This window comes from Clostridium sp. 29_15, from assembly GCF_001916075.1.
GTDB lineage: Bacteria > Bacillota > Clostridia > Clostridiales > Clostridiaceae > Clostridium > Clostridium lentum.
On record NZ_MNRT01000033.1, the window covers coordinates 26,135 to 38,695 of the forward strand.

Below are 12,561 nucleotides of genomic sequence, written 5' to 3' on the forward strand. Positions count from 1 at the left end.
GGATTAATATATTAAGGAGTAATATATGGCAGAGCAAGGTGGATTAAAGATTCAATGTTTTGTAGAAGATAGTTATGTGCCTGTAGATAAAGTAACAGCAACTTTAACACCAGCAGAAGGACAAGTGGGTGAAAGTCAGTCAATAGATCTTACTACTAATTCGTCTGGGGAGTCTCAAATAATATCATTAGAAGCTCCGCCTCTTGAATATTCACAGCAGCCAATAGGAAAAATTCCCTACAGTCTGTATGATTTAAGAGTAGAAAGAGAAGGATTTCAAAGCATAGTAGTTAATGGGATTCAGATATTTCCAACACAGATAGCAATACAACAATGCTTTCTAATAGAATCCTCAAGAAAATTTGGTTCAAGGGCAGATATAATAAATATTCAACCTAATACATTAAATGGAAATTATCCTGCTAAAATTCCTGAAGAGGTAGATAAACCTTTGCCAGCTCCCACCAGTGGAGTTGTTTTACCTAAACCTGTTATACCAGAATATATTACAGTACATCAAGGCTCACCTAACAATACATCAGCTTCAAATGTTACAGTGCTCTATAAAGATTACATTAAGAACGTTGCTTCATGTGAAATATATTCTACATGGTCAGAGTCGACAATTAGAGCAAATGTTTATGCAATAATTTCATTTACCCTAAATAGAATTTATACAGAATGGTATCGTGGAAAAGGGAAAAATTATCAAATAACTAATTCAACAGCATATGATCATGCCTTTAATTATGGCAGAAATATTTATGACAATATAGGTGCCATAGTAGATGATATTTTTTCTACTTATATAAGGAGGTATGGCAGGAAGCAACCACTTTTAACACAATATTGTGATGGGAAAAATGTTCAGTGTCCAGAATGGATGACTCAATGGGGAAGTAAATATCTTGGTGATAAAGGAAAGACTCCATATGAAATACTAACTCATTTTTATGGTACAGATATTGAGCTTGTTACAGCAGAACAAGTTGCTGGTAGTCCTGCATCATACCCAGGATATGACCTTATTGTAGGTTCAACAGGTGACGAAGTTAGTACAATTCAAGAACAACTTAATAGAATAGCAAGAAATTATCCACTAATACCTAAGGTAGCTGTAGATGGAGTTTATGGAAGTACAACGCAGGAAGCTGTAAAAGTATTTCAACAGGTATTTAATCTTCCACAGACAGGTGTGGTAGATTATGCAACTTGGTATAGGATATCTGATATTTATGTAGGGGTTTCTAAAATAGCAGAACTTAAGGATGCAAGAAAAGGAACTAAGAAAATATTCAGACCACCAGTTTCAATTGATATGATAAATGACCCTAATGTACCAACCTTTGAGTACTTCGATTAGAAAGGTTCTGGGAATAGTAAATTAGAGAGAAGCTTAGCTTTAGCCAAGCTTTTCTTTATTTTTGTAGAAAAAGTAAATGCATTGGGTAATAAAAATTAGGCTGAGTATACCAAACATAGGATAAAGGGTGGTAATAAGATTAGAAAACCCTATTTGTGATATTGGAAGGGCAAAAGCTAAGACAATAAATATTCCTTTTTTAAAAGGTAGCTTAAAGGTTTGTTCTAAAGTCTTGCTAATGGAATAAACATCTGATACTTCTGTAGAAAACATTTCAAGCCAGATTATAATTAATAGCAGTGCTTGAATTATGTTACTAAACCTTTGGGCACATAAAAGAAGTGGTATTTCATATTTATATATATAAGGCTGATTCATTAATAATAAAATATTAATTATGGTAGATAAAACAGTTAGGCCAATGGCACCAAGAGCGATGCCAGATACCATAATTTTAGATTTACGTGTTTCATTGCTTAAAGGCACTAATACACCACAACAGCAAAGAGTGTTATATCCAGCATAAAGTATGGTGGATATTAAAACTCCTTTTTTAGGAGGAGTAAATTGAGAAATATAATTTATGCTGAGATTATCACCACAAAATATAATATATAATATGAATATTAAAGTAATAGTAGTAAGTAATGCAGGAACGATAAATGAATTTACCTCAATAAGTCCATTGGTTCCTCTAAGAAGAAAGAAAGAAGCTAAAGCAATCATTATTAGAGTTCCGATTATTTTAGGAATACCAAAAAATTGATTAATAAGTGCTCCGCTTCCGGCTAAAATAATAGAGGCACTGGAAATTAAGTAAACGGTAGTAATGGCACCAGTAAATTTTCCAAGAATATTGGGGCTTATTACTTTAATTACATCACTATAGGAGTTGAGTTCGTATCTGATGCTTATTTTTGATATAATGGTGCCAATAATTATATAAAAAATTCCACAAAAAATAATGCCAATAAAGCTTATTAAACCATAGGAAGTAAAAAATTCTGTAATTTCTTTGCCAGAAGCAAGTCCGGCACCAACAATTGTCCCAATAAAAACAAAAGCAATTTGAAAAATTTTATATATGTCTTTTTTCAATCATATCACTCCAGCTATTAAAGTATTATTTAATTTTCCCTCAATTAAGTATATAAAGATTACAGTATATTTATTCTTTATTTAATTTTTATGAATAAGCTATATTTTTATATGAAAAAATATAATTAAGCTAAACCATAATATTTTGAGGGAGGAATTATCAGTGAAGAATAAAAGATTTATTAGTTTATGTGTGGTATTATTCAGCTTATTTAATTTTACGTCTTGTAAAAAAACAGAAAAGGAAGAAGTCAAAGTAGACTTATTTGATAGCAAAAAAGCATTAAATATAAGTAAAGAATATTTATTTAATATTAAAAATGGAAATATTGATGGTGCTAATAAGTTATGTACTGAAGAGTTATTAAAGGATAATGTAAATATTGGTGAAGGAATATCACAAATTACTTCGTTTGATAAAGAAAAGTCCATTGAAGGAAATAACTTTGCATACTATATTTACAATATAATAAGAACTTCCTCTACAGAACCTAAAAGTGATTTGGAAAGTTTAACTATTAAAGTTGAAAAGATTAAAGATCAATATTTAATAAATGGAGTTAAGTCTCAATCTAAGAAGGAGCTTTTTGTAGATGGAAAATATTTAAGAATATTAGAAGAGGAAGGAAGCAATAGTAACTTGGTGGTATCTTTAAATAGCATTCCTAAAGATACTTATGTAAGTGAGAATGATATAATGCTTTATAAAGCAAAGGTTCCTAATGAAGCTTTTGGCAAAGTAGGATTGAGTTTTACAGGAAAAAAAGTTGCTATATCTACAAAAGGACAAGAACAGACATATATATGTGTAGCTAATATTGAGGATAGTATAACAACATTTATGGGAGATAATTCAGCTACTAGTGGAGGTAATGGAGATAGCACTATGTCCCAGCTAGAAGAATTATTTGAAAAGCCAATAGCTAAGAAAATAGTATCACTAGATTTATTAAAAGATTGTAATATCAATAATTTTATTTTTTCAAAGAAGGAAGATTCTTTGGCTGTTGTTTATAGTAATGGTAATGGTGTGAGAAGGGTCAACATATATAATGCCAATGAGGGAAATATCATAAGCAAAGCAATAAATGAAGAATTCAACGAAGCAGAATATAATATTGATGAAATTGGTTTTAATGCAGAAGAATTTATTTTTAATGTAAGTAAAGCAAAATCAGATGGAGCTATTAATGAAAAAGAAGGTAAATATTCTTTTGATGTTGAAAGTTATGAGATTAAGAAATTGTAATATCCTAAGAAGTAATTTATAATTATTAAACAAGGAAATGAATAAAGGAAACTTTATCATTTCCTTTTACTTATAACTTTTAGACTAGATGAAAGGTTGATATATATGAAAGAATGGAATGGAAAGAGATATCACAGCTTAAATTATTTTTTAAGAAATAAATATGGTGAAAAAATTTATAAGATTCCTTTAGATGGAGGATTTACATGTCCAAATAGAGATGGAAAGGTAGCTAAAGGAGGATGTACTTTTTGTAGTTCACACGGTTCTGGAGATTTTGCAGGAAGTAGAATTTTAACTATAACAGAGCAATTTGATGATAGAAAAAAAGTCATGGAGAAGAAATGGAATAAGGGGAAGTACATAGCTTATTTCCAAGCGTACACTAATACATATGCACCAATAGAAGAGTTAAGGGAAAAATATAGTCAAGCTATAGAAGAAGAAAATGTTGTTGCTTTATCCATAGCAACAAGACCAGATTGTTTAGGTGATGATGTACTTGAGCTATTAGAAGAAATGAGTAAGAAGGTTTACTTATGGGTAGAATTAGGGCTACAAACTATTAATGATGAAACTGCAGAAAATTTTAATAGAGGATATAAATTTGAAGTTTTTAAAGAAGGTATAAAGAAATTACAGGATAGAGGGATAGAAGTTGTTGTTCACTCTATATTTGGACTTCCTGGAGAAACAAAAGAAGATATGCTTAAGACAATAGATTACATAGCTCATAGTGGGGCACAAGGAATCAAATTCCACTTACTACATTTAATGAAGTATACAAAGATGGCTGAGCAATATTATAATGGAGAATTTGAGTTATTAAGTGAAGAAGATTATATAGACCTTATTTGTGAGGGAATATCTATGATTCCAGAGGATATGGTTGTACATAGACTTACAGGAGATGCTCCAAGAGCAACGCTTATTGGACCAATGTGGAGTCTTAAGAAATGGGAAGTGTTAAATGCTATTGATAAAGCACTTGTAGATAGAGATATATGGCAAGGGAAAAACTTTAAATAATTAATAATTGAAAATTGATAATTTAATAAATTATGTTGTCTACAGCACAAGTACAGATGAAGTTAAAAATTTACAAAAAGAGATATCCAATTTAATTTCAAATTAATTGGATATCTTTTTTTGGAGTTAATCACTTATTTAGACTACTTGGAAGATAAAGAATTTTAAGTAGTAAGATTCATCTGAGTTCCAAAGGATTGGATGGTCACAGCTTTGAGTTCTAACTTCTATTTGTCTTAAAGTTCTTCGTGCATCATGAGCAGCTTCTAATACTGTTTTCTTTAATTGTTCTTCACTCATGTAATGAGAACATGAACAAGTTGCAAAATATCCACCAGGTTTAACCATTTTTAAACCTCTAAGATTTATTTCTTTATATCCTCTGATGGCAGCATTAACAGTTCCTCTTGATTTAGTGAAAGCAGGAGGATCTAATATTACAACGTCATATTGTTTACCTTCTCTTGACCATGTACCAAGGACATCAAATGCATTATGACATTCAAATTTTACAATATCTTGTAAATTGTTAAGTTCAGCATTTCTAGTTGCACAATCAACAGCATGTTGAGAAACATCGATTCCAAGTACTGATTTTGCACCAGCTATACCAGCATTTAAAGCAAAAGACCCTGTATGAGTAAAGCAGTCTAAAACGTCTCTTCCTTTACAAATCTTATGTATAGCAGCTCTATTTTCTTTTTGGTCTAAGAAGAATCCAGTTTTTTGTCCGTTTTCAATATCAACTATGTACTTAACACCATTTTCAATTATTTCAACATCTGTGTTGAAAGGTTCAGTTAAGAAGCCTTTTCTTTGCTCTAAGCCTTCGATTTCTCTAGTCTTTATATCACTTCTTTCATATACACCTTTAGCATTATATTCTTCAACAAGTATTTTAACTATTAAATCCCTATATTGATCCATTCCTAAAGTTGATATTTGAATGACGTAGTAATCATTAAACTTATCTATTGTAAGTCCAGGTAGAAAGTCAGCTTCACCAAAGATAAATCTACAAGAAGATGTATCTATTACAGTTTGTCTATAATCCCATGCAGCAGCAAATCTTCTTTTAAAGAATTCCTCATCAATTTCTTCGTTTATATCTCTAGTCATTATTCTAATTGTTATCTTACTTTGATCATTTATGTATCCTTTTCCAATGAAATAATTCTTGTGATTATACACTTCAACAATATCTCCATTTTCATAATCACCATCATATTCATTTATTTCATCAATATATATCCAAGGACGACCATTTTCAGCTTTTTTATTTTTCCCTTGGTGCAAGTAAAATTTACTAGACATTATATAAAAACTCCTTTCAAGACAATTCTCAGCCATATGGGTTATGGGAGAATGTGTATGTATTTTAAATAAATAAAAGTAACTAAATTATAGCATAAAGAAAAGTAAAGGTAATGAATATTATGAAAATAAAGAATTTTGAAAAAATAATAGCGTTGTATAAATATTTAGTAAATTATTAACATATAAAGAAAAATATTGACAAGTTAATAAAGCGGATATAAAATATTACCAAATAAGTTAAAAATAAATATAAATAGGTAAAAATAGAAAAAGATAATATATTGTATTATTAAAGTGCATATATAACTTTTTACTATATATTTAAATTAATGGGGGGTATATTTATGAACAAAAAGAGAATTTTATCATTACTTTTAGCTAGTTCATTAGTAGTAACAGCTTTTGTTGGATGTGGAAGTAGTGAAGACGAAAGTAAAAATAATGGAGGTACAAGCTCTTCTGATAGCCAGCAAGTATTAAATACTTTATATATGCAAGCGGCTACATTAGATGTTAATGATTGTTCTGATGCAGAAACAACTACATTACTAGGAGCTTTACAAGAAGGTCTTGTAAGAATTTATAATGATGGAAATGGAGATGAAATTAAACCAGCAGGGGCTGAAAGTTGGGATACTTCAGAAGATGGATTAACTTGGACATTCCATTTAAGAGATAATAAATGGTCAGATGGAGAGCCAGTAGTAGCTCAACATTATGTTGATTCAGTTTTAAGATTATTAAATCCTGATAATGCATTCCAATATGCTTTCTTTGCTTATGACATAGTTGGTGCAGAAGATTATAACTTAAATGGTGGTTCAGCTGATAATGTTGGAATAAAGGCTATTGATGATAGTACGTTAGAAATAAAATTAAAAGAAGCAGTTCCATACTTTTTATCTAAGTTACAATATACTGTATTTAAGCCAGTTAGATTAGATATAATTGAAAAATTAGGTGATAATTACTCAAGTGATTATAAAAATAATGTTTATTGTGGACCATTTAAACTAACGGAATGGGATAATATGGATAAAGAAGTACTTGTTAAGAATGATAGCTATTGGGATGCTGATAATGTTAAGTTAGAGCAAATTAATGCAACATATATTAAGGAAATGGCTACAAGAGCTCAATTATTTGAGTCAAAAGAAATAGATAATATGGGGCTTAAATTAATTGAATATATTGATAAATACGATTCATTAGCAGATGAAGGAGATTGTCAATTAATAACAGGTAATGCACCTTCAGTATTTTATTTAGCATTTAACCAAGATAGTGAAAATGGAAATGGAATGTTAAAGAGTGCTAAGGTTAGAAAAGCAATTGGTTTGGCTTTAGATAGAGATGAGTATGTAGGAGAAATTAAGGGTAGATATAATGCAGCAGCAGGATATGTTCCTCTAGATGTTGATTTTGATGGAGATTTCTATAGAGAGCAAGTAGATGAACCATTAACAGATGACATTACTAAATATAATAACAATAGTGATGAGCTTAAAGCATTATTAAAAGAAGGTCTTGCTGAATTAGGACTTCAAACTGATGATTTAAGTCAATATACATTAACTTACCTATCACAAAGTGATTCTGAAGATGGTACTATTGAAAATGAATGGATACAACAACAAATTGAAACTAAGCTTGGAATAAATATTGATATTAAAGTTCAAAATGAATGGGCATTATTCATAGATATGTATAATAATCAAGAGTTTGATTTTGTGTTAACTGGTTGGTCAGCAGATTATGATGATCCAATGACATTCCTTGATATGTGGGTAACTGATGGTTCTAATAATCATACAGGATATGCAAGTGAAGAATATGATAATTTAGTAACTTCATTAGCAGGTGAAAATGATAATACTAAGAGATTAGAAACTTATTCAAAATTGGAAAATATTTTAGTTGATGAAGATGCAGTTATATCACCAATATTCTACTATGACACATATTCAGTAGTTCAAAAGAATATTAAAAATCTACAATATCCAGAGTTTGGACCAAATATAGAATTTAGATGGGCTTCAGTTGAAGATAAATAAAAATTAAAAAATAGAATTTAATGCATATCAGCTGAGCTGATATGCATTAATAAAATAAAGAGGTGTGAAAATTAATGACAAGATATATATTAAGAAGGTTTTGTGAGATGGTTTTAACACTTTTTCTTGTAGCTTCAGGAACATTTTTTCTATTATCAGCTGTTCCAGGTAATGCATTAAGTCAAAAGATCAATAAGCTGCCAGCTGCTACACAAGAAAGGGTTTTGGCAAAGTATGGTTATGATAAGCCTGTATTAGAAAGGTATGTAGTAACGCTTAAAAATTATATAGTAAATAGAGATTTTGGAGAATCTATTGTACAAGCAGGAGATACAGTTTCAGGAATTATTGCAAGTAAGCTTCCTGTTTCAGCAAGGCTTGGATTACAACAAATAGTAATAGGTGTGACACTAGGAATTCTTTTAGGAACAATAGCAGCAATGAAGCGTAATACAATAATTGATTACATAATTTTAGTTGGGTCAATGTTATTAAAATCAGTTCCTGTAATAGTTTTAGCTTTATTACTACAAAAATATCTAACTAAGGGAGCTGTTTTTGATTTCCCAATAGTAGGATGGGCTAGCGGTAAAGAATTATGGTTTGGTGGATGGAAATATACTATACTACCAACAATAGCTGGTGCAGGTATTTATCTAGCATATTATTGTAGGCTTACAAAAACAAGTATGCTTGATTGTATAAATCAAGAATATACACTTACAGCTAGATCTAAAGGTTTATCAGAAGCGAATATAGTACGTAAGCATGTGCTTAGAAATTCATTTATTCCAATAGTTACAGTATTACCAGTTACTGTTTCAGGGATAATGGAAGGTGCATTTTTCATTGAAAATGTATTTGCTATTCCTGGAATAGGTAAATACTTCATAAGTGCAGTAAATCAAAGAGATGTACCAATAGTAATGGGATTAACTATATTTTCAGCAACAATTTATATAATAGCTATTTTTATAACAGATATATTATATACATTGGTTGATCCACGTATAAATCTAGCAAAGTAGGGGGACAAACTAATGGAAAAGGTAAAAGATAAGAGATTTGAATTAGTAGATTTGTCTAAATTAAATAGTGAAGAAGTTGTGAGACCTAATATAAGCTATTGGAAGGATGCTTGGAGAAGATTAAAAAAGAATCCAGTAGCAATGGTAGCTTTAGTAGTATTAGTGCTAGTGACAATTATTGCTATCATAGGACCTCATATTAAAAATTTAGATTATTTAACAATTGTTACATCAGCAAAAAACAAAGGACCAAGTTCAGAGTTTTGGTTTGGAACTGATAACTTAGGTAGAGATTTATTCACAAGAGTATGTATAGGTACTAGAAAGTCACTTCTTATAGCATTATTTGCTACATTAATTGATGTGGTAATTGGATGTTTATATGGAGGAATAATGGCTTATACTGGTGGCTATGTTGATGAAATTATGATGAGGGTAGTAGAAGTTTTAAACAGTATTCCTTATTTAATTGTTACATTAATAATAATAGTTGTTTTAGGAAATGGATATTTACCACTGATGATTGCCTTATGTATAACTGGATGGACAGGAACTGCCAGAATGGTAAGAGGTAAGGTACTTCAATTAAGAGAAAGTGAATATGTATTAGCAGCAGAAGCTTTAGGAGCATCTACAATGAGAATAATAATTAAACATTTATTACCTAACACAATTGGTCTTATTATTCTTGATGTTGCACAAACAATACCAGCAGTAATTGTTGCGGAAACATCGCTTGCATTCTTAGGATTAGGATTAACAACACCAAGATTTAGTTTAGGTTCATTATTATCATCTGGACAAGCAAGTATGTCTTTTTATCCATATCAATTATTATTCCCAACTATAGTATTAGTACTTTTAATATTATCATTTAATATATTGGGGGATGGGCTTAGAGATGCTTTAGATCCAAAACTTAGACAATAGGAGGAAGAAACTATGAACAATACAAATAATGAAAAGAAGAACACTCCAATGTTAGAGGTTGAAGATTTAAAGGTATCTTATCATACTTATGCAGGAGAAGTACAATCAGTTAGAGGAGTTTATTTTTCTGTAGATAAAGGTGAAGTTTTAGCTATTGTTGGAGAATCAGGTTGTGGTAAAAGTGTTACTTCAAGAGCCATAATGAGACTTGTTGAAGCACCACAAGGTGAAATTAAAAAATGCAGTAAAATACTTTTTAATGGTGAAAATATTTTAAATTATGATAAGAAAAAGATTAGAGAGTTTAGAGGTGGAGATTGTGCAATGATATTCCAAGATGCACTTACTTCTCTAAATCCAACAATGAAAATTGGTAAGCAAATAATGGAGAACTTAATTATTCATAGACATATGAATAAAAAGGCTGCAAAAGAAGAAGCAATAAAAATATTAAAACTTGTAGGAATTCCTAATGCTGAAAAAAGAATTAATCAATATCCACATGAATTTTCAGGTGGTATGAGGCAAAGAGCTATGATTGCTATAGCAGTTGCTTGTGAGCCTAAAATATTAATAGCTGATGAGCCAACAACAGCTCTAGATGTTACAATACAAGCGCAGATATTAGAGCTTATAAATGACTTAAAAGAAAGATTAAATACATCAGTAATATTGATAACACACGATTTTGGTGTTGTTGCAGGAATGGCTGATAAGATAGCAGTTATGTATGCAGGACAAATTATAGAAAGAGGAACTAAAAAAGAGATATTCTATAATCCTAAGCATCCATATACATGGGCATTATTAAATGCAGTGCCTAAGTTAGAATGGAAAGGGAAACAAATTCTTGAGACTATACCAGGAACACCTCCAGATTTAATAGCACCTCCTAAAGGATGTGGATTTGCTAAGAGATGTAAGCATTGTATGAATATATGCCTAGAAGAAGAACCGGCAGAATATAATTTTGAAGATGGACACGTTGCAAAATGTTGGTTATACAATGAAGAAGTTCCAAGCGCTGTTTTGGAATTAGCTATTGGAGGTAGAGATTAATGGGTAAAGATGGAAATGTAATACTAGAAGTTAAAAACTTAAAAAAACATTTTAAAGTTGGTGGAGGTGCTACTTTAAAAGCAGTTGATGATGTTTCTTTCTTTGTTAGAGAAGGAGAAACTTTAGGGCTTGTTGGAGAGTCAGGGTGTGGTAAGACTACTTGCGGAAGAACTGTAATTGGAATGTATGATAAGACAGACGGGGAAGTTTTTTATAAAGGAAAAAGTGTTCATGGATTAAAAGGAAAAGATAGGAAGGACTTTACAAAAGAAGTTCAAATAATTTTCCAAGATCCATATGCTTCTTTAAATCCAAGAATGACAGTTGCAGATATTATAGCAGAAGGTATTGATATTCATGGACTTGCAAAAAGCAAGGGAGAGAGAAGTGAAAGAGTATATAGACTATTAGAACAAGTTGGATTAAATAAAGAACATGCCAATAGATTTGTTCATGAATTTTCAGGTGGGCAAAGACAAAGAATAGGTATCGCTAGAGCACTTGCTGTAGAACCAAAATTCATCCTTTGTGATGAGCCTATATCTGCCCTTGATGTTTCTATTCAAGCGCAAATAGCAAATATGCTTATTAAGTTTCAAAAAGAACTAGGACTTACTTATCTTTTTATAGCTCATGATTTAGCTATGGTAAAGCATATATCAGATAGAGTTGCTGTTATGTACTTAGGAAGTATGGTTGAACTTGCTGAATCGGAAGCATTGTATTCAAATCCTAAACATCCATATACTGAAGCCCTTATGTCAGCTATTCCAATAGCAGATCCAGATGTGGAGGAAAGCAGACAAAGAATAATGCTTGAAGGAGATGTACCAAGTCCAATAAACACTCCTCCAGGATGTAAGTTCCAAGGAAGATGTAGTAAATGTATGGATATTTGTAAGAAAGAATCTCCTTTATTTAAAGAAGTTGAAAAAGACCATTATGTAGCATGTCATTTATATGACTAAAATATAAGATAGGTGATACAAATGAAAAAGATAAGTGAACTATTTAAGGATATAGTTAGATGTATAGCTATTGGAATAACAATATCTGCAATTATATCCATAGCAATATCAATAATGTGTGTATTTATGTATAAAGGAAATATAGTTAATATTGTATGTGGAATAAAGACAGTGCTTATTTGTATTGGAGCATTTGGAATGATATTAGTAGCAATGCTTTTGATGAAAAAGAAGAAAGAAAAGCCAATGAAATATATTAATGAATGGAAGAAAAAATATAAAATCTTTTCATATGAAATGGTTATGTTATTTATTACACTAACAATATTAATTTGTGGGGGAATTATTGATTGGTTTTTATTTTATAATAGGTTGTTGAATAATTAATTTTTACAGATAGTTATTTAAGAAAATATTCTTTGAACTCATAGATTCCAAGGATATTTTCTACTTTTTATTCCTTGTT

11 protein-coding genes are annotated in these 12,561 nt (G+C 30.4%); 9 read left to right on the forward strand and 2 right to left on the reverse strand.

Going from position 1 to position 12,561, the window contains the following annotated elements:
• Positions 1 to 25 precede the first annotated feature (25 nt).
• A complete protein-coding gene (locus BHW04_RS07065) occupies positions 26 to 1,363 on the forward strand; it encodes a peptidoglycan-binding domain-containing protein (protein WP_022211259.1) in 1,338 nt (445 codons plus the stop codon).
• Between the two features lie 39 nt (positions 1,364 to 1,402).
• Here BHW04_RS07065 and BHW04_RS07070 read toward each other — a convergent pair whose 3' ends face one another.
• Positions 1,403 to 2,461: a YkvI family membrane protein gene (locus BHW04_RS07070; RefSeq protein WP_186835171.1), complete on the reverse strand. Its 1,059-nt coding sequence runs from the start codon at positions 2,459 to 2,461 to the stop codon at positions 1,403 to 1,405.
• Between the two features lie 163 nt (positions 2,462 to 2,624).
• Between BHW04_RS07070 and BHW04_RS07075 the strand changes: the two genes are divergently transcribed.
• Entirely contained in the window at positions 2,625 to 3,710 is a 1,086-nt protein-coding gene (locus BHW04_RS07075) for a hypothetical protein (protein ID WP_302699277.1), read from the forward strand.
• A 105-nt stretch (positions 3,711 to 3,815) separates the two neighbouring features.
• Positions 3,816 to 4,739: a TIGR01212 family radical SAM protein gene (locus BHW04_RS07080; RefSeq protein ID WP_302699278.1), complete on the forward strand. Its 924-nt coding sequence runs from the start codon at positions 3,816 to 3,818 to the stop codon at positions 4,737 to 4,739.
• A 138-nt stretch (positions 4,740 to 4,877) separates the two neighbouring features.
• On the opposite strand, the gene BHW04_RS07085 is transcribed toward BHW04_RS07080, so the two are convergent.
• Positions 4,878 to 6,053 (reverse strand): class I SAM-dependent rRNA methyltransferase, encoded by a 1,176-nt coding sequence (locus BHW04_RS07085; protein ID WP_302622994.1) that lies wholly within the window; start codon positions 6,051 to 6,053, stop codon positions 4,878 to 4,880.
• 347 nt (positions 6,054 to 6,400) lie between these two features.
• On the opposite strand from BHW04_RS07085, the gene BHW04_RS07090 reads away from it, so the two are divergent.
• The 6 genes from BHW04_RS07090 (at position 6,401) to BHW04_RS07115 (ending at position 12,482) form a co-directional block, all read left to right on the forward strand.
• Positions 6,401 to 8,110 carry a peptide ABC transporter substrate-binding protein gene (locus tag BHW04_RS07090; protein ID WP_302653395.1) on the forward strand — a complete coding sequence of 570 codons (1,710 nt, stop codon included), beginning with the start codon at positions 6,401 to 6,403 and terminating at the stop codon, positions 8,108 to 8,110.
• 74 nt (positions 8,111 to 8,184) lie between these two features.
• The gene (locus tag BHW04_RS07095) at positions 8,185 to 9,138 is read left to right on the forward strand and encodes an ABC transporter permease (protein ID WP_302699279.1); all 954 of its coding nucleotides are present in this window, start codon (positions 8,185 to 8,187) and stop codon (positions 9,136 to 9,138) included.
• Between the two features lie 12 nt (positions 9,139 to 9,150).
• Positions 9,151 to 10,068 (forward strand): ABC transporter permease, encoded by a 918-nt coding sequence (locus tag BHW04_RS07100; RefSeq protein WP_022211266.1) that lies wholly within the window; start codon positions 9,151 to 9,153, stop codon positions 10,066 to 10,068.
• A gap of 12 nt (positions 10,069 to 10,080) precedes the next feature.
• A complete protein-coding gene (locus BHW04_RS07105) occupies positions 10,081 to 11,127 on the forward strand; it encodes an ABC transporter ATP-binding protein (protein WP_022211267.1) in 1,047 nt (348 codons plus the stop codon).
• The gene (locus tag BHW04_RS07110; RefSeq protein WP_302699280.1) at positions 11,127 to 12,095 is read left to right on the forward strand and encodes an ABC transporter ATP-binding protein; all 969 of its coding nucleotides are present in this window, start codon (positions 11,127 to 11,129) and stop codon (positions 12,093 to 12,095) included. The genes BHW04_RS07105 and BHW04_RS07110 overlap by 1 nt, the downstream gene beginning before the upstream one ends.
• A gap of 21 nt (positions 12,096 to 12,116) precedes the next feature.
• A complete protein-coding gene (locus BHW04_RS07115) occupies positions 12,117 to 12,482 on the forward strand; it encodes a hypothetical protein (protein ID WP_302699281.1) in 366 nt (121 codons plus the stop codon).
• Positions 12,483 to 12,561 lie beyond the last annotated feature (79 nt).

Bases quoted from the DNA above. Each gene is read 5' to 3' on its own strand.
- BHW04_RS07065 (WP_022211259.1), top strand. From the start codon at position 26: ATGGCAGAGCAAGGTGGATTAAAGATTCAATGTTTTGTAGAAGATAGT.
- BHW04_RS07080 (WP_302699278.1), top strand. From the start codon at position 3,816: ATGAAAGAATGGAATGGAAAGAGATATCACAGCTTAAATTATTTTTTA.
- BHW04_RS07085 (WP_302622994.1), bottom strand. From the start codon at position 6,053: ATGTCTAGTAAATTTTACTTGCACCAAGGGAAAAATAAAAAAGCTGAA.
- BHW04_RS07090 (WP_302653395.1), top strand. From the start codon at position 6,401: ATGAACAAAAAGAGAATTTTATCATTACTTTTAGCTAGTTCATTAGTA.
- BHW04_RS07095 (WP_302699279.1), top strand. From the start codon at position 8,185: ATGACAAGATATATATTAAGAAGGTTTTGTGAGATGGTTTTAACACTT.
- BHW04_RS07100 (WP_022211266.1), top strand. From the start codon at position 9,151: ATGGAAAAGGTAAAAGATAAGAGATTTGAATTAGTAGATTTGTCTAAA.
- BHW04_RS07105 (WP_022211267.1), top strand. From the start codon at position 10,081: ATGAACAATACAAATAATGAAAAGAAGAACACTCCAATGTTAGAGGTT.
- BHW04_RS07110 (WP_302699280.1), top strand. From the start codon at position 11,127: ATGGGTAAAGATGGAAATGTAATACTAGAAGTTAAAAACTTAAAAAAA.
- BHW04_RS07115 (WP_302699281.1), top strand. From the start codon at position 12,117: ATGAAAAAGATAAGTGAACTATTTAAGGATATAGTTAGATGTATAGCT.